The organism is Bradyrhizobium sp. (assembly GCF_030693485.1).
Lineage (GTDB): Bacteria > Pseudomonadota > Alphaproteobacteria > Rhizobiales > Xanthobacteraceae > Bradyrhizobium.
Map to the genome: position 1 here is coordinate 1 of NZ_JAUYAN010000256.1, position 23,427 is coordinate 23,427.

The 23,427-nt window shown below is 64.1% G+C and carries 24 protein-coding genes and 1 pseudogene; 13 read left to right on the forward strand and 12 right to left on the reverse strand.

Annotation, left to right across the window (positions count from 1 at the left end; translation table 11 throughout):
- The 3 genes from Q8N40_RS18735 to Q8N40_RS18745 form a co-directional block, all read left to right on the forward strand.
- On the forward strand, positions 1 to 194 hold a 194-nt coding region (locus Q8N40_RS18735), incomplete at its 5' end, for a hypothetical protein (RefSeq protein WP_305712869.1).
- 179 nt (positions 195 to 373) lie between these two features.
- The gene (locus tag Q8N40_RS18740; RefSeq protein WP_305322778.1) at positions 374 to 682 is read left to right on the forward strand and encodes a hypothetical protein; all 309 of its coding nucleotides are present in this window, start codon (positions 374 to 376) and stop codon (positions 680 to 682) included.
- 235 nt (positions 683 to 917) lie between these two features.
- Positions 918 to 1,193: a hypothetical protein gene (locus tag Q8N40_RS18745; RefSeq protein WP_305712870.1), complete on the forward strand. Its 276-nt coding sequence runs from the start codon at positions 918 to 920 to the stop codon at positions 1,191 to 1,193.
- Between the two features lie 76 nt (positions 1,194 to 1,269).
- Here the strand turns inward: Q8N40_RS18745 and Q8N40_RS18750 are convergent, their stop codons facing one another.
- From Q8N40_RS18750 to ettA, 3 genes are all read right to left on the reverse strand, one after another.
- The gene (locus Q8N40_RS18750; protein WP_305712895.1) at positions 1,270 to 2,463 is read right to left on the reverse strand and encodes a lytic murein transglycosylase; all 1,194 of its coding nucleotides are present in this window, start codon (positions 2,461 to 2,463) and stop codon (positions 1,270 to 1,272) included.
- A 74-nt stretch (positions 2,464 to 2,537) separates the two neighbouring features.
- Entirely contained in the window at positions 2,538 to 3,128 is a 591-nt protein-coding gene (locus tag Q8N40_RS18755) for a TIGR00645 family protein (protein ID WP_305712871.1), read from the reverse strand.
- 279 nt (positions 3,129 to 3,407) lie between these two features.
- Positions 3,408 to 5,057, reverse strand: coding sequence for an energy-dependent translational throttle protein EttA (ettA, locus tag Q8N40_RS18760; protein WP_305712872.1), 1,650 nt, complete (start codon positions 5,055 to 5,057; stop codon positions 3,408 to 3,410).
- A gap of 252 nt (positions 5,058 to 5,309) precedes the next feature.
- Between ettA and Q8N40_RS18765 the strand changes: the two genes are divergently transcribed.
- From Q8N40_RS18765 to Q8N40_RS18780, 4 genes and pseudogenes are all read left to right on the forward strand, one after another.
- Positions 5,310 to 5,498, forward strand: coding sequence for a hypothetical protein (locus tag Q8N40_RS18765; protein ID WP_305319733.1), 189 nt, complete (start codon positions 5,310 to 5,312; stop codon positions 5,496 to 5,498).
- Positions 5,499 to 5,643: 145 nt separating this feature from the next.
- Entirely contained in the window at positions 5,644 to 6,603 is a 960-nt protein-coding gene (locus Q8N40_RS18770) for a D-2-hydroxyacid dehydrogenase family protein (RefSeq protein WP_305712873.1), read from the forward strand.
- 298 nt (positions 6,604 to 6,901) lie between these two features.
- Positions 6,902 to 8,635 (forward strand): DUF255 domain-containing protein, encoded by a 1,734-nt coding sequence (locus Q8N40_RS18775; RefSeq protein WP_305712874.1) that lies wholly within the window; start codon positions 6,902 to 6,904, stop codon positions 8,633 to 8,635.
- Positions 8,636 to 8,859: 224 nt separating this feature from the next.
- Positions 8,860 to 8,976 (forward strand): annotated as a pseudogene (locus tag Q8N40_RS18780) (D-2-hydroxyacid dehydrogenase family protein); the annotation flags it as partial.
- Positions 8,977 to 9,506: 530 nt separating this feature from the next.
- Here Q8N40_RS18780 and Q8N40_RS18785 read toward each other — a convergent pair.
- Together Q8N40_RS18785 and Q8N40_RS18790 are read right to left on the reverse strand one after the other, a co-directional pair.
- Positions 9,507 to 10,037 carry a hypothetical protein gene (locus tag Q8N40_RS18785; protein WP_305712875.1) on the reverse strand — a complete coding sequence of 177 codons (531 nt, stop codon included), beginning with the start codon at positions 10,035 to 10,037 and terminating at the stop codon, positions 9,507 to 9,509.
- A 240-nt stretch (positions 10,038 to 10,277) separates the two neighbouring features.
- A complete protein-coding gene (locus tag Q8N40_RS18790) occupies positions 10,278 to 11,474 on the reverse strand; it encodes a L,D-transpeptidase (protein WP_305712876.1) in 1,197 nt (398 codons plus the stop codon).
- Between the two features lie 347 nt (positions 11,475 to 11,821).
- On the opposite strand from Q8N40_RS18790, the gene Q8N40_RS18795 reads away from it, so the two are divergent.
- A complete protein-coding gene (locus Q8N40_RS18795; protein ID WP_305712877.1) occupies positions 11,822 to 12,613 on the forward strand; it encodes a hypothetical protein in 792 nt (263 codons plus the stop codon).
- Between the two features lie 5 nt (positions 12,614 to 12,618).
- Here Q8N40_RS18795 and sseA read toward each other — a convergent pair whose 3' ends face one another.
- From sseA to Q8N40_RS18810, 3 genes are all read right to left on the reverse strand, one after another.
- On the reverse strand, positions 12,619 to 13,476 hold the full coding sequence (gene sseA / locus Q8N40_RS18800) for a 3-mercaptopyruvate sulfurtransferase (protein WP_305319739.1): 858 nt from the start codon (positions 13,474 to 13,476) through the stop codon (positions 12,619 to 12,621).
- 119 nt (positions 13,477 to 13,595) lie between these two features.
- A complete protein-coding gene (locus Q8N40_RS18805) occupies positions 13,596 to 14,009 on the reverse strand; it encodes a rhodanese-like domain-containing protein (protein ID WP_305319740.1) in 414 nt (137 codons plus the stop codon).
- 134 nt (positions 14,010 to 14,143) lie between these two features.
- Entirely contained in the window at positions 14,144 to 15,319 is a 1,176-nt protein-coding gene (locus Q8N40_RS18810) for a VWA domain-containing protein (RefSeq protein ID WP_305319741.1), read from the reverse strand.
- A 122-nt stretch (positions 15,320 to 15,441) separates the two neighbouring features.
- Here Q8N40_RS18810 and Q8N40_RS18815 point away from each other — a divergent pair, with 122 nt between their 5' ends.
- The 3 genes from Q8N40_RS18815 to Q8N40_RS18825 all read left to right on the forward strand — a co-directional run bounded on the left by Q8N40_RS18815 (position 15,442) and on the right by Q8N40_RS18825 (position 17,836).
- The gene (locus tag Q8N40_RS18815) at positions 15,442 to 15,687 is read left to right on the forward strand and encodes a GlsB/YeaQ/YmgE family stress response membrane protein (RefSeq protein WP_305319742.1); all 246 of its coding nucleotides are present in this window, start codon (positions 15,442 to 15,444) and stop codon (positions 15,685 to 15,687) included.
- Positions 15,688 to 15,790: 103 nt separating this feature from the next.
- Positions 15,791 to 16,633, forward strand: coding sequence for a MoxR family ATPase (locus Q8N40_RS18820; RefSeq protein ID WP_305319743.1), 843 nt, complete (start codon positions 15,791 to 15,793; stop codon positions 16,631 to 16,633).
- On the forward strand, positions 16,634 to 17,836 hold the full coding sequence (locus tag Q8N40_RS18825; RefSeq protein WP_305712878.1) for a serine hydrolase: 1,203 nt from the start codon (positions 16,634 to 16,636) through the stop codon (positions 17,834 to 17,836). It begins immediately after the preceding gene.
- A 4-nt stretch (positions 17,837 to 17,840) separates the two neighbouring features.
- On the opposite strand, the gene Q8N40_RS18830 is transcribed toward Q8N40_RS18825, so the two are convergent.
- The 3 genes from Q8N40_RS18830 to Q8N40_RS18840 form a co-directional block, all read right to left on the reverse strand.
- Positions 17,841 to 19,475, reverse strand: coding sequence for a GMC family oxidoreductase (locus tag Q8N40_RS18830; RefSeq protein WP_305712879.1), 1,635 nt, complete (start codon positions 19,473 to 19,475; stop codon positions 17,841 to 17,843).
- Between the two features lie 24 nt (positions 19,476 to 19,499).
- Positions 19,500 to 20,093, reverse strand: coding sequence for a GNAT family N-acetyltransferase (locus tag Q8N40_RS18835; RefSeq protein ID WP_305319746.1), 594 nt, complete (start codon positions 20,091 to 20,093; stop codon positions 19,500 to 19,502).
- Positions 20,094 to 20,233: 140 nt separating this feature from the next.
- Complete coding sequence (locus tag Q8N40_RS18840) at positions 20,234 to 21,160, reverse strand: SMP-30/gluconolactonase/LRE family protein (protein ID WP_305712880.1); 927 nt, start codon at positions 21,158 to 21,160, stop codon at positions 20,234 to 20,236.
- 287 nt (positions 21,161 to 21,447) lie between these two features.
- Here Q8N40_RS18840 and Q8N40_RS18845 point away from each other — a divergent pair, with 287 nt between their 5' ends.
- The gene (locus Q8N40_RS18845) at positions 21,448 to 21,792 is read left to right on the forward strand and encodes a hypothetical protein (RefSeq protein WP_305712881.1); all 345 of its coding nucleotides are present in this window, start codon (positions 21,448 to 21,450) and stop codon (positions 21,790 to 21,792) included.
- A 139-nt stretch (positions 21,793 to 21,931) separates the two neighbouring features.
- Positions 21,932 to 23,038 carry a mandelate racemase/muconate lactonizing enzyme family protein gene (locus tag Q8N40_RS18850; protein WP_305712882.1) on the forward strand — a complete coding sequence of 369 codons (1,107 nt, stop codon included), beginning with the start codon at positions 21,932 to 21,934 and terminating at the stop codon, positions 23,036 to 23,038.
- Between the two features lie 17 nt (positions 23,039 to 23,055).
- Here the strand turns inward: Q8N40_RS18850 and Q8N40_RS18855 are convergent, their stop codons facing one another.
- Positions 23,056 to 23,406, reverse strand: a complete 351-nt coding sequence (locus Q8N40_RS18855; RefSeq protein WP_305319750.1) for a hypothetical protein — start codon at positions 23,404 to 23,406, stop codon at positions 23,056 to 23,058.
- Positions 23,407 to 23,427: the final 21 nt, after the last annotated feature.

Consider the following 23,427-nt stretch of genomic DNA (forward strand, 5'->3'; position numbering starts at 1 on the left):
TCCGCCGCGGCGTTGACGGCGCTGCGGACATCCTGGTCGCTGATGACGTTACAGGAACAGACAATCATGAAACGGCAGGCCCATCGGTGATGCGTGACCCCACAGATATTGAAGGGCGCCGCGGGATGCAAAAGGAAAAGCGGTCTTTTCAAGCAATTCCAAACTGCACCCGGGACATGCTAGAAGCAGTCTAAACACAGGCTGTTGCGGTAGATCAAAACTGCCAAGGCGTCCGCTTGTGCGCCGCCCAAAAACCGCCACGACGGCCGTGATTCCTCCGGGCTTGTCCGTTCATTGATCGTTCAAGCAAAATGTGGAACTTTTGTCCCTGACAGACCGCTCCCTGTCCCTGCTCCATGAGAAAGGTGAAGCCATGAGGAAGACATTGATGGCGCTCGCTGCCGTCGCCACGCTGGCTGTTGCAGCCGTGGCCGCGCCGCAAGCCGCCGAAGCTCGCAATGGCCGGGTTGCCGCGGGTGTCGCGGCCGGTTTGCTCGGCGGCGCCGTTGTCGGCGGCATGATCGCGTCGCAGAACGGATATTACGGGCCGGGCTATTACGGCCCGGGATACGGCTATTACGGCGGTCCGGCCTATGTCGTCGCGCCCAGCTGCTTCTGGCAGCGCCAGCGCTTCTGGGATGGTTATGGCTGGCGGGTCCGCGACGTTCGCGTCTGCGACTAGGCCTGTTCATCTTCATTACAAAGCAAGGCCATGTCCCGGCAACCAGCGGTTTTCCGGGACATTTGACGTCGCTGGCCTGAAAAAACCGCTTTTTCCGGACAAGACCTCGACAGCGTTTACTTTCGATTGACGGTTGTGCGCTTTCTCTGGTGCGACGGCCCATTTCGAAGACCGCCTGTGAGATCACCCTGAACCCGGCGCCGCCGCCAGGCGCCATCCGAGGAGAGTCCTGGACATGAAGAAGACATTTGCTGCCCTGGTCGCGGTCGCCACCATCGCCGGTTCGCTCGCCACGACACCCGCCAGCGCGCAGCGCGGCGTTGCCGCGGGCGTCGTGGGAGGCCTGATCGGCGGCGCCATTATCGGCGGAGCCATCGCCTCCAGCCGCCCGGCCTACGCGGCCCCTGCCCCGGTATATGTCGATGACTACCCGCCGTCCTGCCGCCTGGTGCGCGAGCGCTTCTGGGACGGGTACGGCTGGAGCTATCGCCGCGTCGAGATCTGCCACTGATCTGACCGGCGCGTTTCAAACGCATGACATGAACCAGACCCGGCCCATGCGGCCGGGTTTTTCTTGGCGCCGGCGCTCAGCGCGCCGCGCCCATCGCGCGCAGCACGGTCTCGCTCGGCCAGCAATCCACCTTGAGCCCGGCGGACTTCTGATAGGCGCCGAGCGCGGCGCGGGTCTTCATGCCCGCCTTGCCGTCCACCTTGTCGCTGTAGAGGCCGATGCGCGTGAGGTGACGCTGCATCGCTTCGACCGAGGTGGTGCGCAGTTGCATCGAGGCCGACCATGGCGTCGCGAACGGTTGCGGGCTCACGATGCGGTCAGCGAGGTGGCCGACGAACAGCACGTACAGGTCCGAGAAATTGTATTCCTTGATGACGAAATAGTTCTTCGTGGTCAGAAATGCCGGACCGTAGATGCCCTCCGGCTGCAGCAAGGACGCCGGCTGCGCCTGCTCGGCGGCGCCGAGCTTTTGCGCGCGCACCGGCACGAAACCTTCGCGCAGCCACTGCCCGATCGGCTTTGTCACCTCGGGCACGCCCATGGTGCAATCGGCATTATCAGGCGCGCGCACTTCATAGGCCCAGCGCACGCCCGGCTGCCAGCCCTTGTTGACGAGCTGTTGCGCCGCGGATGCCAGCGCGTCCGGCACCGAATGCCAGATGTCGCGGCGGCCGTCGCCATCGAGATCGACGCCGTGCTTGCCGAGTTCGGAGGGCAGGAACTGGGTGAGACCGGTGGCGCCGGCCCAGGACGAACGCAGATCCTTGCGCGTCACCACGCCGTCGCCGATCAGCTTCAGCGCCGCAATGAACTCGATGCGATACTGCTCCTTGCGGCGGCCGACATAGGCCTGCGTCGCCAGCACGCGCAGCCCGTCATAGGGCAGCCGGTGGCGACCGTAATCGGTTTCGCGTCCCCAGATCGCCAGCACGATGCTGCCGGGCACGCCGAAGCGCGTTTCGATCGCACCGAGCGTGGCGCGATGTTTTGCCATCAGCCTCTGCCCCTCGGCGGCCAGGCGCGCGATACTGGATTCCTTGACGTAGTCGGCCGGCACCTGCACGAACTCGGCCTGCGACGGCGCTCCGGTCGCGGGGCGTCCGGGCAGGATCAGATCGGGCAGTTTGTAATCCGGATCGAGGCCGCGGGTCTCGGCGTCGAACACCGCGCGCGCAACGCCGGCGGCCTGCGCTTCCGGCCACAATGCGGCGATGAACCGGGTGAATCCTGAGTCCGCGGCGTGGACCGGCAGCGCCGTGCCCAGCGACATTGCCGCCGCCACCAGAAGTGCCGGGATCGCGCGGCTTCGCAAAACCAAACTCCCGGCAAGCGTCATGGCGTCCATCAATGCTTGACGGCGTGTTTCGCTTCTTCCGTGGCGATACTCGACAGCCGGTCTACATAGGCGATGCCCATGGCCGACAGGATGAAGACCGTGTGAATGATGGTCTGCCACATCACCCCGGTCTCGGTGTAGTTGCCTTTTCCCGACCCCAGCGCGCCGGCCTCGATGAAGGTTCGCAGCAGATGTATCGAGGATATGCCGATGATCGCCATCGCGAGCTTGATCTTGAGCACGCTGGCATTGACGTGGCTGAGCCATTCCGGCTCGTCGGGATGGCCCTGCAAATTGAGGCGGGAGACGAAAGTCTCGTAGCCGCCGACGATCACCATCACCAGCAGGTTGGAGATCATCACCACGACGATCAGGCCCAGCACCGCCAGCATGATCTGCTGCTCGCTGAAGCTGAAAGCGTGGGCAAACAGGTGCCACAGCTCCTTGAGGAACAGCACGACATAGACGCCCTGCGCCACGATCAGCCCGACATAAAGCGGCAACTGCAGCCAGCGCGAGCCGAAGATCAGCATCGGGATCGGACGCAATGCCGCCCTGATGGCCTTGGGGGGCAGCGGTGTTTCCGGCGTCATGGACATGGATCGGGGGGCTTTCTGTGGGAGGACTGAGTCGGGCGAGTCGCGGCTGTTCTAGCACCGGATATATGGCACATTTTCGGACAGTCCGGGCCGAGCGGCCATTTGGCGCAGGCTGGATACCGCCCATGGAAATGCTTGTGACGCGAAAAGTACGGGAAGCCGCTCACGCGTCGGTCGGATCGAGGCGCCGCTCGATCCGCTCGATGCGGATGTCCATCCGATCCCGCCGGTTCGACATGGTAGCGTACTGGTTCGCCAGATTGCCGATACGCTGCTTCATCAGCGCGTCAGCTTCTTGTACTTCAGCCGGTGCGGGATGATGGAATCCTGACCCAGCCGGCGCATCTTGTCCTTCTCGTAGTCCTGGAAATTGCCTTCGAACCATTCGACATGGGCGTCGTCTTCGAACGCCAGCATGTGGGTGGCAATGCGGTCGAGGAACCAGCGGTCATGGCTGATGATCACGGCGCAGCCGGCGAAATCCTCCAGCGCCTCTTCCAGCGCGCGCAGCGTGTCGACGTCGAGATCGTTGGTCGGCTCGTCGAGCAGCAGCACGTTGGCGCCGGACTTCAGCATCTTGGCCAGATGCACGCGGTTTCGCTCGCCGCCTGACAGCGCGCCGACCTTCTTCTGCTGGTCGGCGCCCTTGAAGTTGAATGATGAGCAATAGCCGCGCGAATTGACCTCGCGCTTGCCGAGCAGAATGAGTTCGTTGCCGCCGGAAATCTCCTCCCACACGCTCTTCTTGCCGTCGAGACTGTCACGGGACTGATCGACATAGCCGAGATGCACGCTCTCGCCGATCGTGATGGTGCCCTTGTCGGGCTTTTCCTGGCCGGTGATCATCCGGAACAGCGTGGTCTTGCCGGCGCCGTTGGGGCCGATCACACCGACGATGCCGCCGGGCGGCAGCTTGAAGGTGAGGTTGTCGATCAGGAGCTTGTCGCCAAATCCCTTGGTCAGGCCCTCGAAATCGACCACGTTCTGACCGAGCCGCTCGGCCACCGGAATCGTGATCTGCGCGGTCTGGGCCTGCTTCTCGCTGGCCTGCTTCAGCAGGTCCTCGTAGCGCTGGTAGCGCGCCTTGGACTTGGCCTGACGGGCCTTCGGCGAGGCGGCGATCCATTCCTTTTCACGCTCCAGGGTGCGCTGATGCGCGACATCCTCGCGGCCTTCCTGGGCGAGGCGCTTCTGCTTCTGCGACAGCCAGGCGGTGTAGTTGCCCTCGTAGGGAATGCCCTTGCCGCGGTCGAGTTCGAGAATCCATGAGGTGACGTTGTCGAGGAAGTAGCGGTCATGGGTGACGATCAGGATGGCGCCGGGATATTTGCGCAAATGGCCTTCCAGCCATGACACCGACTCGGCGTCGAGATGGTTGGTCGGCTCGTCCAGCAGCAACAGATCGGGCTGGTCGAGCAGCAGCTTGCACAGTGCGACGCGGCGGCGCTCGCCGCCGGAGAGTTTCGTCACGTCGGAATCGTCGGGCGGGCAGCGCAGCGCGTCCATCGCCTGGTCGACCTTGCTGTCGAGATCCCAGAGGCCGGCGGCCTCGATCTCGTCCTGCAGCCTGGTCATCTCGTCGGCGGTCTCCTCGGAATAGTTCATCGCCAGTTCGTTGTAGCGATCGAGGATCCCCTTCTGCTTGGCGACGCCCAGCATGACGTTCTCGCGCACCGTCTTGTCGGCGTCGAGCTGCGGTTCCTGTTCGAGGTAACCGACCCGCGCCCCGTCCGCGACCCAGGCCTCGCCGGTGTATTCCTTGTCGAGCCCGGCCATGATCCGCAGCAGCGTCGATTTGCCGGAACCGTTGACGCCGAGCACGCCGATCTTGGCGTCGGGGTAGAACGACAGATGGACGTTATCCAGCACCTTGCGGGTCGGGTAGGTCTTCGACAGACCCTGCATGAAATAGACGAACTGACGGGCCATCGCGATCCCTTTGAAAACCGTGGATTTTACGGAAATTTGCTGCCGCTGATGTAGCGGGACGGGCCCCAAAGGGCAACCGCGCGGGCAGCGTTTTCCATCCGTTCACCACGGATCATTACCCTGTGGACACCATGTGTGCGGCAGATCACGACGATTGAAACCAACTTTTAATAAATCAGGCCAAAGCTGGATTTCGCGCCACAAAACGGCGAAAGCGGCGAACGCCGCGGACGAAAACGACAGGGCCGCGTCATGGCAACCATCAACTCCGCATCGCTCTCCTCCCCGGCAGGCAGCCGGGACGGACAAGCGGGTATTCTGGCCGAAATCCGCGACTTCTGGCGCCAGTTCTTCCTCCGGGCGTTCGATCCCTACCGACCGGAACTGCATTACATGCGCGGCCCCGGACCGGCGTGTCGGGCCAAACAGGCCGGCTCTTAGCACCCGATCGATCGCGACGCTGGGTCAGCCCGCGGGCGCTTTCCGTACCCCGGGCGCTTGCGCGTCCGCCGATTGCGCGCGACCATGGCGCTTCCCCGACGGCGGCGTTTCCGCCCCGTCATCATCGCCATGAACGGACCTTTCCATGACGCGGCTGCGCTGTGCAATTCTCGATGACTATCTCAACATGGCCCTTGATATCGCGGACTGGTCCCAAGTCTCCGATCGTATCGACGTCACCGTGTTCGACCAGCCCTTCGCTTCGCAGCAGGCCGCCGCCAGTGCGCTGAAGGATTTCGAGATCATCTGCGCGATGCGCGAGCGCACGCCGTTTCCGCGCGCCTTGTTCGCGGCCCTGCCCAAATTGAAACTGTTCATCACGTCGGGCATGCGCAATGCCGCGCTCGATCTCGAGGCCGCCAAGGACCAGGGTGTCGTCCTGTGCGGGACGCAGTTTTCCCGCGATCCCACTGCGCCGCTGACGATGGGCCTGATCCTGGAACTGACCCGCAACATCGGCCGCGAGAGCGCGCGCATGCATGCCGGCGAGCCCTTGCAGAAATTCGCCGGCATCGAGATCGAGGGCAAGACGCTCGGCGTGGTCGGACTCGGCAAATTGGGGGCCAAGGTGTCAGGGCTGGCGCAGGCCTTCGGCATGAACGTGATCGCATGGAGCCCGAACCTGACGCCGGAGCGATGCAAGGAGGTCGGGGTCGGTTACGCCAGCAAGGAGGAGTTGTTCGCCACCGCGGACATCGTCACCGTCCATGTGGTGCTGAGCCAGCGCTCGCGCGGCCTGGTGGGAGCTGCCGACCTCGCGCGGATGAAGCCGACCAGCTACATCGTCAACACCGCGCGCGGACCGATCATCGACGAAGATGCCCTGCTGCAGACCCTGCGGCAGCGAAAGATCGCGGGGGCCGCGATCGATGTGTTCTCGGTCGAGCCACTCCCGGTGGACCATCCGTTCCGCAAGCTCGACAACCTCGTGCTGACGCCGCATCTCGGCTACGTCACCGAGGAAAGCTTTCGCCACCATTACGGCCAGATGGTCGAAGGCATCGACGCCTGGTTCAAGGGCGAGCCGCTGCGGAGGCTGGCGTAGGCATCACGCCGAGTACTTGAATCGTAGTTCAGTGCTGGTGCCGCTCCTTCGAGAAGACCACTTCGCCGGGGTCTCGTCGCCGGGGTCTGGTCTTGTGCTTAGTGCCCATTTGCGTGAGATTCGGCCTCAACAGGCCGGTCATCCGGTGGATGTCGGTCCGTGGGGCCTTTCTGATTTTTCCCGGATCAACCCATCGCGCCCGGCAGGCCATTCCGGGATTAACTCACCAACCTGCGTTCTGGTTTGCAGGACCATCGGATAGTATGCCCGCGGCAACACCTGTTCCGAGAACACAGACATGATGCGAACCGGCGCGATCGTCCTGTCCCTGCTGATGACTCTCTCGGCCCAGGCCGCGCCGATCGAGAACAGCGATGGTTTCTGGAGCGCGTGGAGCGACGCGACCTTTGCCAGGGCCGCGCGCGAAAAGAAGTTCGTGATCGTATCGCTGCAGTCGTGGTGGTGCCGGTGGTGCCATGTGATGAACCGCGACACCTGGGCCGATCCGGAGGTCCGGAGCATCCTCAAGGACAGGTTCATCCCGGTCTATGTTGACCAGGACAGCCGGCTGGACATCTCGCAGCGCTACGAGCGCTGGGGCTGGCCCGCCACCATCATCTTCGGACCCGACGGCGTTGAAATCGCCAAGCTGCGCGGCTTTTACTCGCCGCAGTTTTTCAAGCCGATACTGACCGCCACGATCGAGGATCCCTCGCCTGTGGTTTATCCCGACGCCGGCGGAGCCGAGCGGGCGCGAACCTTGACCGCTGGACTGACCGACGCGCAACGCGACGAAATCCTCGGTTTCATCGACCAGGCCTGGGACGCGCAGCACAGCGGCTGGAGCAAGTCGAAATTTGTCGATGGAGCGATGCTGATCTGGGCCCTTCAGCGCGCGCGTCAGGGCGATGCGACCAATGCAGCCCGGATCAGGAAGGTTCTGAGCTTGATGGCCGGCAACATGGTCGACACGACCACCGGCGCCCTGGACCACGTCAATCTGAAGCCCGATTGGTCGGAGCCGGCTCGGGAGTTTCCGATGTTCGCGCAGGAGGCCGGACTTGGCGCCTTTGCGCGGGCCTGGACCATTTTCGGCGATCCCGCCTACCGGCTGGCTGCGGACCGCATCTATGGATTTCTCAAGAACACGATGTCCGCTCCCGGCGGCGGTTTCTATACCTCGATGGGAATGAGCGAGGGTGAGCCCGGCGTCGACCGCCGCCAGTATGCGCGCGAAACCGCGCAGGCGATCGCGGCGGTGCTCGCCTATTTCGATGCCACCGGAGCGGTGGACGCACGCGAACTGGCCGTCGGAGCAGCCCGCTGGGCGCTCGCCAACCGCGCGCTGCCCGGCGGCGGTTTCCGTCACGCCGAACAGGACGAGGGCGGTCCCTATCTCGCCGACAATGTCGAGATGGCAAAGGCGCTGCTGGCCCTGCACCGATCGACCGGAGAGCGTCAATGGCTCACCCATGCGCAAGCCGCCGCCGATTTCATCGCCCGAACCTTTATCGACCCCGCGACCGGCGGCTTCGTCGCTTCGGCGTCGCCCGACGCGCAGCAGCTAACAAAGCCCATCAAGCAGCGCGAGGATAACGTCACCGCGGTGCGGATGTTCAACCTGCTGTCGTCCTACACCGGCGACAGCAGCTACCGCGAGATCGCCGAGGCCGGCATGGGCTATCTGACGTCACCGGCGATTCTCGATGCCTTCGGCTTCCTGCCCGACGTCCTGCTGGCCGAAGACGAGTTGCGCAACGAGCCGGTTCACATCACCGTCGTAGGCGCCAGGGACGACCCGCGCTCGGCGGCGCTCTATCGCGCCGCGCTGGCCTATCCGCTGGTGAACAAGCGCGCGGAGTGGTGGGACAAGCGCGAGGGAAAGCTCGCCAATCCAGACGTTGACTATCCGGACTTTCCCGACGGACCCGCCGCGTTCGCCTGCACCAGCACCTTCTGTTCCTATCCGGTGACGCAACCCGCTGATATCGCGGCGCAACTGGACAGCCTCAAACGCGCGCGAAAGAACTAACCGCGGATGTCCGACCCCTGCTGCCGGCGTATAACGCGGATGCGCCGGCAAGAGTGATCGATCTTCAGGGGGTCGAACATTCCATATCGGATCGATGGTGTGGGGTGGTCTTGTCACTACCGGCCCGGATACAGCGCGCGCCATAAGCACGTCTGCGACTCTTCGGCGCGCTATGGCGACGCGCTGCTTTGCGGGGCAGCGCGAAGAGCGCTGCACCGCGTCCTGTGCTGACGCCGCATCTCGGCTACGTCACCGAGGAAAGCTTTCGCCACCACTATGACCAGATGGTCGAGGGCATCGACGCCTGGTTCAAGGGCGAACCGCTGCGCAGGCTGGTGTGAGGCACCCGGTTCCTGCTTCAAGCAAAAAACTCGAAAACAACCCCACTTCATGCTGAGGAGCCGCGCTTTTCGCGCAGCGTCTAGGCTGGGATGATGTCTTCGTGGTGAAGGTACGTACCGTGCCGCAATGCCGCAACCGCCCAAATCGAGAATTGTGACTTCAATCACATTCCTCAGTTTCGCAACACACTAATCTGAACGCATTGGAAACAGGGGACGACGAACATGAATTCGCATTTTTTCGTGGCTGCATTTTTAGCAATCGCATGCACAACAACTTTGCTTCCCGTCAGGTCAACGCCTCCAGTTATGCTTTCGAATGCAGACGGGGTGACTTGGAACTGCCGCAGATCGGCGCTGGTGCTAACCACCTGCACGCCCAGCCACGAGGTTCGGCTTACCTCGTCTGACGTCATCTGATCGACCGCAGGTCCGCCGCGGCGTCCATCGCTACGATGCGTTAGCCGGCAAGCCGTGATCGAAGTCCGCTTTGGCCCGAGACCGAAGCAATCCATTGTACAAGCCGGTGGCTACCGAGCGAAAGCGTTACCACTCTGCACTGAACAGGTCGGCGAGCCCACGGAAACCGAATCGATCACATACATCCGGCCGTCGGGTCCCTTTCGCGAAATTTTCCCGCCCGCCCCTTTTCCATCGATCACAGAGAGAGAACAGCTTGAAAAACCAGGATCGAACGTCGCGGAATACCGGGTGGCGCCGTTGGCCCAGGTTTGCACCCCCACCAATTTGCTTCCTTCGAAGCGTAGGCTCCCTGGGTATGCGCCGGATTCTCCCGGGCCCTTGCTCAATTCCGCCGCTTTGCCTCGCATCGAAGTGAGCCGCTTTCTTTGAAACAAGCGACCTGCACTGCTTACGTAAATCGTAAGTGCAACCGTGTTGTTGAAGCTCATCGGCGCACCATCGGCGCTCTTTCCGCTGCCGGACACCGCCCAGGATAGAGTGACGGTCTTGTTCAAGGCTGCTTGCGGCGCACTGCTGGCGGATAAGGGTCCAACCGAAAGGACACCGAAGAAACAGGCGAGGGCGAAATGTGCGCGCATTTTTCTCAATCCTGCTGGTTTCCAATGCTTGCAGGCTTACTCCGGCGGTTGGACCTTGCCAATCCGTCTGAATACATCAAGAGCTGCCGCTCAATTCCGAGGGGTTAAGTCAGAACTCCACAGTCACCGATCACCTGGTCGGCGCGGGCGAGCAGCGCGCACGACCCGCTGGCTCGCAACGAAGCATAAAAAAGGCCCGCTTCAGCGGACCTTTTCTCATTTTTTTTCGATACCCGACCCCTACCGTACCGTCACCGGAGCGGGCAGCGGCGGCACCACAGTAGGCTGCTGGCCGGGCACCGGGGCGTTCGCCGCCTGAGCCGGACCCGGGCCCGGCAGCGGCTGTGCCGAGGCAGTGGCGGTTGCCGAAGGCGGCGCGCCGCCGGGAAGCACGACCACGCGGGTGCCGACCTTGACCCGGTCGAACAGGTCCGAGACGTCCTCGTTCAGCATGCCGATGCAGCCGGAGGAGACGAACTTGCCGATGGTCGAGGGCTGGTTGGTGCCGTGAATGCGAAACACGGTGGACCCGAGATACATGGCGCGCGCGCCCATCGGAGTGCCGGGGCCGCCGGCCATGAAGCGCGGCAAATAGGGCTGACGCTCGATCATCTCGGTCGGCGGATGCCAATCCGGCCATTCGGCCTTGCGCGTGACCTTCTGCACACCGTTCCAGGTGAAACCGTCGCGGCCGACGCGGACGCCGTAGCGGATCGCCCGCCCATTGCCCAGGATGTAATAGAGGTGGGTGTTGGGGGTATCGACAACAAGCGTTCCCGCCGGCTCCTTGCTGGCGTAGGCCACTTCCTGCTTGCGCAGGTGCGGCGGAAGCTGCGCCGGACCGACTTCGGGCTGCTCTTCGGGCGGCAGTGCCGACAATACCAACGGACGGCCGTCCGTCCCCTGCGGGGCGCCTGGCTGCACCGTTCCGGTGACGCCGGCCGGCTCGCCGCCAATGGCGCCCGGCGGCCGCAGCGCGCGCGGGTCGTCATAGCGTCGATCCGAATAGGTCTGTTGCGGCGGACCGGGGCGGTCCGAATAGATCACCGGCGGCGGTCCGTCGGGACGGCCATAACGCGGATCGCTCGGAGACAGGATCGGACCGGGCGCGCGGTCGGAATAGACCGGCCGGCTGTCCGGCCGGCCATAACGCGGATCGGCCGGGGAAAGCACCGGGCCGGGCGGCGACAGGGCGGTTGAACTCTGCGCGTTCGGCGCGTCGTCGTCGTCATCCAGCGCGTCGAAATCCGGCGCGCCGGGACCGCGGCGTTCATCGACAATGTAGCCGCCGGGCGGATAGGGCGCCGGGGATGCCGAATACAGGGGACCGGAGGGCTGCGAATAGCCCTGCGCCAGGGCAAGAGAGATCCCCAGCGAGGTTCCCGCCGCGCCCGCCGCCAAGGCAGCACAAATCGTCAGAATGCGTTTGATCATCATCGCTCTTGTATAGACCCCAAGCCGACACCGGACCGTTAATGGCAGATGGCCGAAGATAGCGGCGCATTCAAGACAAATCGGTGAAATCACGCCCGATTCCGGCATATTGTGATGAACCGGCCGGCGTTGCAACGAGGCCGCACCCCGCAAGAAAACGGGGTCGGCGGGGTCCTTCCCGCCGATTTGTAACCATCGCGCGCGAAGCGGTTGCGCTATCCTGAAGTCAGCCTGATTCGCAGCGCGCTGGCGGCGGCCCGCGTCGCGAAGCTGATCGAATTGTGTGGTCACCGCGTTCCCCGGGGTTCAAAGGCCTTCCCAGATCAGCTGCGAAGGCGGAAATCGCGTCCATGCTTCCCGGCTTCCGTTTTCTGCTCGCCGCGATCGTGCTGTCGATATCGGTCCTGGTGTTTGGGCTCGGCGCGGCGGCCTTGCTGCGCGCCGCCCACGAGGAATTCGCCAGCGCCCCGGCATGGCGTGTGGCGCCGGAGCCGAAATTTGCCCGGCAGAACGACCTCCCGAAGGAAGCTTCGCGGGAGCCCCCAAAAGATGAGCCGATGCCCGTGCTGGCTATGCTGCGTGTCGAACCGGAGCCGGCGCGGCCGGGTCCGGCGGTCGCGGAGCCGGCCGAGCCACCGGCCATCGCCCCGGCGCTGGAGTTGCCCGGGAAAATCGCCGCGCTGGAGCCGCCGGACAAAACCCTGCCGCAGGCGACCCAGGCTGCCATCCCGGTCCCGGAAATTCCAGTGGAAAGCGAGGCGCCTGCCGCCGACATCCCCGCTCTCGCCGAGGGAGTCAGGATTGCGGCGGTAGAACAGGCCTCGCCGCCTGCCAATGAAGCCTTGGCACCCGCACCTGAAACAGCGATCGTACCTTCCGCGGTCGACACCGATCTCATCGCAGCCAAGATCGCCACCCTGGGCGGTCCGCCGGTCGCGATCGAGACGCAGCGGAAGGGCGAGGTCGTCAGCGTCAAGCCCGACCGCAGCGCGGCGAGGAAACTACTGCAAGCGCAGCGCGCCAAGGAGCGCCGCGCGCAGCGGGCGCGGGCGGCGCGGCAAGCCGCGGCGCGACAGGCCGCCGCTCAGCAACAGGCCGCCGATCCCTTCGCGCAGCCGACGATCACCACCCGCAGCCGCTGAAGTTTTCAGGCCGGACCGGTCGCGACCGGCGGACCTTCAGGCAGGCCCCATTCCGCCCACGAACCGTCATATAGCGCTGATCCGCGCACGCCGAGCCGGTACAGCGCCAGCGTCAGCACCAGCGCGGAGACGCCGGAGCCGCAGCTGGTCACGATCGGCCTGGTCAGGTCGACACCCGCTCCCGTGAAGGCTTTACGCAAGTCCTCCAGCGGCTTCATCGCGCCGGTGCCGGCGTCGAACAATTCGGAGTAGGGCACGTTGCGGCTGCCGGGGATATGACCGGAGCGGCGGCCCGGCCACACCTCGGCGACCGTTCCCTCGAAACGCGGCCGCGCGCGCGCGTCAATCACCTGCTCGGCCTTGGTTTCGAGATTGCCCACCAATTGCTGCTGGCTGCGGACATAGTTGGGATCGAGTTTCGCGCGGAATTTGCCGGGCTTCGGCGTGACCTTGCCGGAATGCGTCGGGCGGCCTTCGCGCAGCCATTTCTTCAGGCCGCCGTCCAGCACCTTCACATTGGGATGACCGAACGACAGGAACATCCACCACGCCCGGGGAGCCGCGGTCCAGCCACCGGAATCATAGGCCACCACGGTATCGTCGGAGGAAATGCCGAGCGCCGCAACGTCGCGCGCGAACTGCGCGGCATCGGGATACATATGCGGCCGCGGGTCATCGGGCGCGGCAATGGCGTTGACATCAAAGAACACCGCGCCCGGAATATGTCCGCCGAGATAATCCTCCGACGGCAGCGGCAGCACGCCGGGCAGCTTGGAGGAGGCGTCGATGATCCTGACCTTGGGATCGTCGAGACGGGCGGCGAGCCAGTCGGTGGTCACAAGCGGATCGTCGGTGGATGTCATCGTGCCAAATCCCAGTTGTCATTCCGGGATGCGCCGCCAGGCGCGGACCCGGAATCCCGAAGTTGTAGCGAGAGATTCCGGGTTCGCGCTGGCGCGCGTCCCGGAATGACGAAAAAAACTCAAGCCTTCTTCTTCGGCTCGAATTTCTCCACCGGGCCGCCGGCGTCGCGCCAGGCGGCAAAGCCGCCGGCCAGATGCGCGACCGGCGTCAGCCCCATGTCCTGCGCGGTCTTGGCCGCCAGCGCCGAGCGCAGGCCGCCGGCGCAATGAAAGATGAATTTCTTGTCCTGCTGGAATAGCGGCTTGGCATAGGGGCTCGCCGGGTCGATCCAGAATTCGAGCATGCCGCGGGTGCAGGAGAACGCGCCCGGGATTCGTCCGTCGCGCTCGATCTCGCGGGGGTCGCGGATATCGACGATGACGACGTCGTCGCTACTGGCGGCGTCGATGGCCTCGGCCGCGCTCAAGGTCTCGATCTGCGCATTGGCCTCGTCGATCAAGGCCTTGATGCCGGTATGGATGGTCTGGGGCATTGATGGTCCCTCTTGCTGCTCCGTCATTCCGGGGCAACGCGAACGTTGAACCCGGAATCCCGATCGATTCATCGCCAATTACATCGAGATTCCGGGTTCGCGCTAACGTGCGCCCCCGAAATGACGACAATAAATTAACGCACCAGTTCCTTCATCGCGCCTTCGAGGCCCTCGATCGTGATCGGGTACATGCGCTCGGAGAACAGCCGGCGGATGATGGTGGTGGATTCCGAATAATCCCAATGCTTCTGCGCCACCGGGTTGAGCCACACCGCATGCGGATAGGTCCGGGTGATGCGCTCCAGCCAGACCGAGCCGGCCTCCTCGTTGACGTGCTCGACCGAGCCGCCGGGCACCATGACTTCGTAGGGGCTCATCGAGGCGTCGCCGACGAACACCACCTTGTAGTCGTGCGGATATTTATGCAGCACGTCCCAGGTCGGCGTGCGATCGGTGAAGCGCCGCTTGTTCTGCTTCCAGACGCCCTCATAGAGGCAGTTGTGGAAGTAGAAATATTCCATGTGCTTGAATTCGCTCTTCGCCGCCGAGAACAGCTCCTCGACCTGTTCGATATGCGAATCCATCGACCCGCCGATGTCGAAGAACACCAGCACCTTGACCGCGTTGCGCCGCTCGGGGCGCATGTGGACGTCGAGATAACCGTGGTTGGCGGTCTCCCGGATCGTGGTGTCGAGGTCGAGTTCGTCGGGGGCGCCGGTGCGGGCGAATTTACGCAAGCGTCGCAGCGCGATCTTGATGTTGCGGATGCCGAGTTCGACATTGCCGTCGAGATCCTTGAACTCGCGCTTGTCCCATACCTTGACCGCGCGGTTGTTGCGGTTCTTGTCCTGGCCGATCCGCACGCCCTCGGGATTGTAGCCATGGGCGCCGAACGGCGAGGTGCCGGCGGTGCCGATCCACTTGTTGCCGCCCTGGTGCCGGCCCTGCTGTTCCTTCAGGCGCTGGCGCAGCGTCTCCATGAGCTTGTCCCAGCCCATCGCCTCGATCTGCTTCTTCTCGTCCTCGGTGAGGTATTTCTCGGCCAGCTTCTTCAGCCATTCGGCGGGAATGTCCGCCTTCTCCATGGCGTCGAGCAGGCTCTCCAGCCCCTTGAACACGGAGCCGAACACGCGGTCGAACTTGTCGAGGTTGCGCTCGTCCTTCACCAGCGCCGCGCGCGACAGGTAATAGAAATTTTCCACGGTCTGATCGGCGAGGTCGGCGTCGAGCGCCTCCATCAGCGTCAAATATTCGCGCAAGGTGACCGGGACCTGGGCATCGCGCAGCGATGTGAAGAATTGCAAGAACATGAGCTACAGATTGCCCGCCGGCCCGCCAACGTCAAGGGCCTTGCGCGGCTCCAAGAGGCCTAGACCTGCCGGGTTTTTCAACTAGAATTGACCCATCGGGGCTTTTCAACGGGGCAGGATCAATGAGTATTCTAGCGGCAATAGTGATCGGCGCGATCGCCGGCTGGCTCGCCGGCCTGATCGTGCGCGGCGCCGGCTTCGGGCTGATCGGCAACATCGTCATCGGCATCATCGGCGCGCTGGTGGCGAGCTGGATATTGCCGCAACTGGGCGTCAGCCTCGGCGGCAGCGCCGTCCGCGATATCGTCAACGCCACCATCGGTGCGGTGATCGTCCTCGTTATTCTCTCGCTGGTCAAACGCGTCTGACCAGACTCTCACCCCCGTGGCGACCGCCGATCCGGCGGTCGTTTCCTTTAGAGACCGAGGCGCGGCGTCGCGCTCAAGAACAAGCAACAAGGCAACGACTGAAATGAAATTTACCGGCACCAAGAACTACGTCGCCACCGATGACCTCAAGATCGCCGTCAACGCCTCGATCGTGCTGGAGCGCCCGCTGCTGATCAAGGGCGAGCCGGGCACCGGCAAGACCGTGCTGGCCGAGGAAGTCGCCAAGGCGCTCGGCGCGCCGCTCTTGACCTGGCACATCAAGTCCACCACCAAGGCGCAGCAGGGCCTCTACGAATACGACGCGGTGTCGCGACTGCGCGACAGTCAGCTCGGCGATGCCAAGGTCTCCGACATCGCCAACTACATCAGGCGCGGCAAATTGTGGGACGCCTTCACCCACGAGAAGCGCCCGGTGCTGCTGATCGACGAAATCGACAAGGCCGACATCGAATTTCCCAACGATCTCCTGCTTGAGCTCGATCGCATGGAATTCTTCGTCTACGAGACCGGCGAGAACATCAAGGCCAGCCTGCGCCCGATCGTGATGATCACCTCGAACAACGAGAAGGAACTGCCGGACGCGTTCCTGCGCCGCTGCTTCTTCCACTACATCAAGTTCCCCGACGCCGACACCATGCAGCGGATCGTCGACGTGCATTTCCCCGGCATCAAGAAGCGCCTGGTGGAAGAAGCCTTGCGGATCTTCTTCGAGGTGCGCGAAGTGCCCGGCCTGAAGAAGAAGCCGTCGACCTCGGAGCTGCTGGACTGGCTCAAGCTGCTGTTGAACGAGGAGATGACGCCGGAAATGCTGCGGGAGCGCGACCCGCGCAAGCTGATCCCGCCGCTGCACGGCGCGCTCCTGAAGAACGAGCAGGACGTGCACCTGTTCGAGCGGCTGGCGTTTCTGAGCCGGCGCGAGGTGTAGGTGGAGAAGCCTGCCCTGGCCGGCACGGCGAGCGCCTCACCGGAAAGTGCGGCCCTCGACGCCAGCCTGCGCGGCGCGATCGAGCGCAAGGACGTGCCGGGCGTGGTCGCGCTGGTCACTGACCGCGAGCGCGTGCTGTATCAGGGCGCCTTCGGCGTAGCCGATGTCGCGACCGGGCGCCCGCTCACAACAGACGCGCTGTTTCGCATCGCCTCGATGACCAAGCCGGTCACATCAGTAGCCTTGATGCAGCTCGTCGAGCAGGGCCGCCTCGGCCTCGATGACCCGGCGGAAAAATACCTGCCCGAGCTTGCGGGATTGAAGGTCGTCGAATCGTTCGACGCCGCGACCGGCGCCTGCAAGCTGCGCCCGGCATCGCGACCGGCAACCGTCAGGCACTTCCTGACGCACACGTCGGGCCTCGCCTATCCTTTCACCAGCGCGATCTGGCGTGATTTCAAGCCGTGTGCCGGCGAATCCTATCCGTTCGGCGGACCGCTGCTGTTCGATCCGGGCGAGCGCTGGCACTACAGCACCTCTACCGATGTCGTCGGTCGGCTGGTCGAGGTGGTGTCCGGCGAGTTGCTCGAGGACTATTTCCGCCAGCACATCTTTGCGCCGCTCAGGATGGATGACACGTTCTACAACGTGCCGGAGGCCAAGGGCTCTCGCCTTGTCGCGCAACAGTGGCGCGGCGGCGAGCGCATGGACGGCGCCATTGAACTTCAAAAGCCGCAGCTCGGGCTCACCATTGCATCACCGATCGGCGGCGGCGGCCTCGCCTCGACCGCCGAGGACTACGGCCGCTTCATGCGCATGCTGCTGAACGGCGGCGCACTCGAAGGCGTGCGCGTGCTCGAGGCCGGGACGGTGGCGCTGATGGGCCAGAACCACATCGGCGCGGTGGCAGTCCCCGCGCTCAAGAGCGTGCTGCCGCGCAGCGCCGACTTCACCTTCATCGCGGACGGACGCGACAAATGGGGCCTCGGCTTCCTCATCACGGTCGACCAGGTGCCCGGCAAGCGCTCGCCCGGCAGCCTGAGCTGGGCCGGCATCAACAACACCTACTTCTGGATCGATCCCATCAGCGGCATCGCCGGCGTGATCATGATGCAGTATTTGCCGTTCGCCGACGCCAGGGCGCTGGCCGTCCACGACGCGTTCGAGCGCGGCGCCTATCAACTCGTGAGCGCCGGGCGGTAGCCGCCTATCGCAGCACCACCGCCTCCGGCGCGGCCTTGCCGCGGATCATGTCGGAGGCCTTGTCGGCGATCATCAGGGTCGAGGCGTTGAGGTTGGCCGAGATCATGCGCGGCATGATGGAGGCATCGACCACGCGCAGGCCCTGCAGCCCGTGGACGCGCAACTGGTCGTCGACCACGGCCCATTTGGCGTCGGCCGGGCCCATCCGGCAGGTGCAGCCGGGGTGGAAGGTGGTGGTGCCGCGCTCGGTCGCCGCCGCCAGAAACTCGTCATCACTCTGCACGTTGGGCCCGGGATAATCCTCATAGGCGTAATACGGCGCCAGCGGCGACGATGACAGCAGACGCCGCGCCAGCTTCATGCCGTCGACCACGGTGCGACGGTCGAGCTCCTCGACCAGATAATTGGTCTGGATGATCGGCGGCGCGAACGGATCGGCCGAGCGGGCGCGGACATAGCCGCGGCTTTCCGGCCGCTGCTGCCAGGAGGCGACCGTCATGCCGGGCTCGTCCTCGAGCTGGCCCTGCACGCCCTCCTTGTAGCTCGCGGGCGTAAACGTCAGCTGCAGGTCGGAGCTTTCGGTGCTCTCGCCGGAATGCCAGAAGCAGTAGACCATGGTCGGCGACAGCGACAGCAGGCCGCGCCGCGTCGTCGCCCATTTCAGCGCCTCCACCCACAGGCTGAGGCCGCGCCTAAGTTCATTGATGGTCTTGATGTTCTTGACGCGGGCGACTGAACGCGGCGCGTAATGGTCCTGCAATCCCTCGCCGACGCCGGTGAGTGCGTGCCGCACCTCGATGCCGAGCGAGCCCAGCAGTTCAGGCGATCCGACGCCGGACAATTGCAGCAGTTGCGGCGAGTTGTAGGTGCCGCCGGCCAGGATGACTTCCTTGGCCGCCCGTACTTCCACCGGCGTGCCGCCCTTGCCGCCCTTGATGTAGCGCACGCCGACCGCGCGCTTGCCCTCGAAGATGATGTTGGTGGCATGCGCATGGGTGCGCACATGGACGTTGGGCCGTTTCATCGCCGGGCGCAGGAACGCAGTCGCGGCACTGACGCGCAGGCCATTCTGGATGGTGCGCTGGGCGTAGGAGACGCCCTCCTGGATCCCGCCGTTGTAATCGTCGTTTTTGGGAATGCCGAGGCTCACTGCGCCGGCCATGAAGGCCTCGCAGAGCGGATCGCGCCAGTCCATGGTGGTGACGGTGAGCGCGCCGTCGCGCCCGCGAAACGTATCCTCGCCCTCGCCGACCCGCCGCTCCAGCCGCTTGAAATACGGCAGCACATCCGGATAGCCCCAGCCGCGATTGCCGAGCTGTGCCCAGGTGTCAAAGTCCTGGCGCTGGCCGCGATTGTAGATGTGGCCGTTGATCGAGGAGGAGCCGCCGAGCGTCTTGCCGCGCGGCGCGTAGATGCTGCGCCCGCCGGTCCAGGGCCCCGGCTCCTGCTGGTAGGCCCAGTTGATGCTCTTCATGTGGAAGGTCTTGATGAAACCCGCCGGCAGATGGATGTAGGGGTGCCAGTCGCTGGGGCCGGCCTCCAGCACGCAGATGCTGGTGCCGGCGTCTTCGCTCAGCCGGTTGGCGAGCACGCTGCCCGCGGAGCCCGCGCCTATAATCACGTAATCGAACGTTTCCATGGTATTTTTCCGGCGCGAATGAAACTAGCGCGCCTTTTCGTTGAGTTGATAGGTGAGATGCACCTTCGCCGTCGGCCATTCGCTGGCGATGATGCTGTAGACCACGGTATCGCGCAACGTGCCGTTGGGTGCGACCTGATGGTTGCGCAGGATGCCGTCCTGCTTGGCGCCCAGACGCTCGATGCCGCGCCGGCTCTGGTGGTTGAAGAAATGGGTGCGGAACTCGACCGCAATGCAATCGAGCTTCTCGAAGGCGTGGCCGAGCAGCAGCAATTTGCACTGGGTATTGAGCGCGCTGCGCTGCACGCGCCTGGCGTACCAGGTCGAGCCGATTTCAACCCGCCGGTTGCCGGCGTCGACATTCATGTAGGTCGACATGCCCGCGATCTTGCCGTCGGCATCGAACACCGTGAACGGCAGCATCGATCCCGCCGCCTGCAGGCCGAGCCGGCGATCGATCTCCTTGCGCATGTCCTCAGCCTTCGGGATGAAGGTATACCAGAGATTCCACAGCTCGCCGTCCCGCACCGCCTCGGTCAGCCCGTTGAGGTGCTCATGCGAAAGAGGCTTCAGCTGCGCATGCGCGCCGATTAGCGTAACCGGTTCCGGCCAGGGCATTTTATCATCCTCTCCGCCTCATCCTGAGGAGCGCTTCGCTTGAAGCGCGTCTCGAAGGATGGGCCTCCAGTTCGCTCATGGTTCGAGACGCGTCGCAAAGGCGACGCTCCTCACCACGAGGGTCAGCGCAAGCTGCGACATCACTTATTCAAAAAATTCAGCGCCAGACCGGGCCGCGCCCAGTCCATCGCGATCAGTTCCCCCTTGCCTGACAGCGTTATGTAGGCGGTCTTCAACTCGGGTCCGCCGAAAGCGATGTTGGTGGTGACGCGGTCGCCGGTAGGGATCTGCTCGACCAGCGTGCCGTCGGGCGCAATCACCGAGATGCAGCCCGAGACCAGCGTGGCGACGCAGATATTGCCATTGGCCTCGACGGCCAGCGAGTCGAACATCTGGTAGCCGCCGAGACCGCAGATCGGCTTGCCGCGCTCGCCGCGATAGATCACGTCGCGCGGCTTCAGCATTCCGGGCTCGGATATCTCGTACGCCCACAGCCGGGCGGTCGGCGTCTCCGCGATGTAGACGGTGTTCTCGTCCGGCGACAGGCCGATGCCGTTGGCCGGCAGCACGCCATGCACTACCTCGACGATCTCCTTCATGCCGGGCTTCAGGTAATACATGCCGCCGACATCCATCTCGCGGGCGCGGCGCTTGCCGAGGTCGGAGAACCAGAGGCCGCCATGCCTGTCGAACACAAGGTCGTTCGGCCCCCGTAACCCGTACTCGCCGCATTTGGAAATGACCGTCTCGACCTTGCCGCTCTGCAGATCGATCCGCTGGATCGAGCCGCCGAGATAATCGTCGGGCTGCGGACCCGGCATGATCATGTTCTTGGTCGGAATCCAGCTGAAGCCGCCATTGTTGCAGATGTACATCTTGCCGTCGGGCCCGAGCGCCGCGCCATTGGGGCCGCCCGGAATCTCCGCCACCACTTCCTTGCGGCCGTCGGGCCAGACGCGCGTGAGCCGCCGGCCGCGGATTTCGACCAGCACCACCGAACCGTCCGGCATCACCACCGGCCCCTCGGGAAACTCCAGACCCGTGGCAAGAACGCGAATATTGGACATGGAATCCCCCGCTTTTATGGCTGCAGGCGGACTCCTGGGTCATTCCGCACGCGCAACGATTTCGTTGCCTGATGTTATGGCAAAGTCGATATCGCTTGCCAAGCAATTGACGGTGCAGGGCAGCCCAGCGGCAGCGTCTGCCCGGACCGGCGCAGAACTCGAGGCCACCGGCGTGCCCCTGCGTCTGCGCGATATTTGCACGAGAATCCGCAAATCCTGACCATGCCGCGCAAACGCGCTGTCAACCGGCGGCGCATCGTCAGGTCATGACGCGATTTGGCACGGCCGTGCCGGATCGGCCCGCGGCTGAAATTCGCAACCGGCTGCAACAGGCCTTGAACTGCTGTGAGGGAAAGATGCAACGAGCATCCAGCCTTTTCTGCTTCATTCTCGCTCTGCTGACCATACTCAGCGTCACGCCGGCATTCCTGCTGTTCTGCGCCTGCGAACTCTCTCCCGGTTGCCTCGCCCGCAGCTTCGGGAATTTTCTGATCGGCCCGTGGGGCGTGCGCAAGCCGGCCGTCGTGATCATGCTCGGTCCGCTGTTCGTGCTGCTCGCCTATGTCGTTGTATTTCTCAGATGCCACCGAAGCCGCGACGTGCTTGACTTCGCGGGCCGCTCTCCGGGCTGAACGGCGCCTGCTGAAAAATCATCCTTCGCAAATGCCGGACCCATCCCGGCGCTTGTGGAGAGCCGCAGAAAAGCAGGCCCGTTTGCGGCATCTGCTCTATGATCGATCCTGTCTCGCCGGTTCAAACAAGGGTCGCGCCATGCTGATCACCGAGGTCCGCGCTCACCACATCCGCATTCCCTATGATTCGGGGGTGGCCAGCTTCAAGCAGGGCGCCTCCTCCATCGCCGCGCTCGATATCGTTGTCGTCGAGGTCTCGACCGATACCGGCCTCACCGGCTGGGGCGACGCTTTCAGCTATGTCTGCCCGAAGACGACCTGTGCCGCCATCGACGAGATGATCGCACCGCAGGCGCGAGGCCTTGAAGTGCCCGACGCCGCGGGCATTCCCGCCTTCATGGAGAACATCCAGCGCAATCTGCATCTGTTCGGCCGCTACGGCATTACCATGTTTGCGATCTCCGGGCTCGACATCGCGCTGTGGGATCTGGCCGCAAGGGTGCAGGGCGTGCCGTTGCATCGGCTGATCGGACAGGCCAAACGCAGCCAAATTCCAGCCTATGCCAGCCTGCTTCGGATCGGTACGCCGGATCTGGTGGCCGGCGAATGCCAGACCGCCCTGCGGCAGGGATACGGCGCGATCAAGCTGCACGAGACCGCCACGCCGGCGGTGTTCGCGGCACGGCAGGCGATCGGCGCCGGCATCCCGCTGATGGTCGACATGAACTGCCCGATGAACGGCGCGGCGGCGATCGCTTTCGCGCAGGCCTGCCGGGCGGCGGCGCCGATGTTCCTCGAAGAGCCGGTCTGGCCGCCGGAGGATTTTGCCACCCTTGCGGAGGTGCGGTCAAAAGGCGGAGTAAACGTTGCAGCCGGAGAGAACGCCTGCACGGTCTACCAGTTCCGGCAGATGATGACAGCGGGCGCGGTCAGCCACGCCCAGCCCTCGGTGACGAAAGTCGGCGGCGTGACCGAATATCTGAAAGTCGCGGCGCTGGCCGACGAACAGGGCGTCAGGCTTGCGCCGCATTCCCCTTATTTCGGCCCCGGCCTGCTGGCGACGCTGCAACTGATGTCGCTGCGCGACGACGGCACTTTCGTCGAAGTGTTTTACATGAAGCGCGCCGCCTGCCTCTGGCGCGGCCGCATCGATGTCGATGCCGGCGGCACTATCGCGGTCCCGGAGGGACCCGGGCTCGGCTACGAGCCGGACAAGGAGATCATGGAGCGTTACCGGGTCGCCTGAGCACCGCCGGCGTCAATCTATTTCGCGCCATCCTTCGCCGCCGGCGCATCCACTTTCTTTTTCGTGTCCTCAGGCACTTTCTTCTGCGCCGCCTGCAAATCATCGATGGTCTTTTGCAAGCTGACGACCGCGCTTTTCAGGCCGTCGATCTGGCGGTTGGCGGCGTCGAGTTTCTGCCGCTGTTCGCCGCTCAGTTTGGTGATCGTCTTCATCAGGAAATCGACGTTGCTCTGCAGGCAGCTGGTGCGCCGCTCCATGGTCTTTTCGACGGTGCAGATCTCGATGCCGGGAACGTCCTGGGCGCAGGCAGGCGTCAGCAGAAGGGGCGCCAGAGCTATCGACGCGACAAGAACGATCCGGCCCATCATTTAAATCCTCATTCAAGGGCT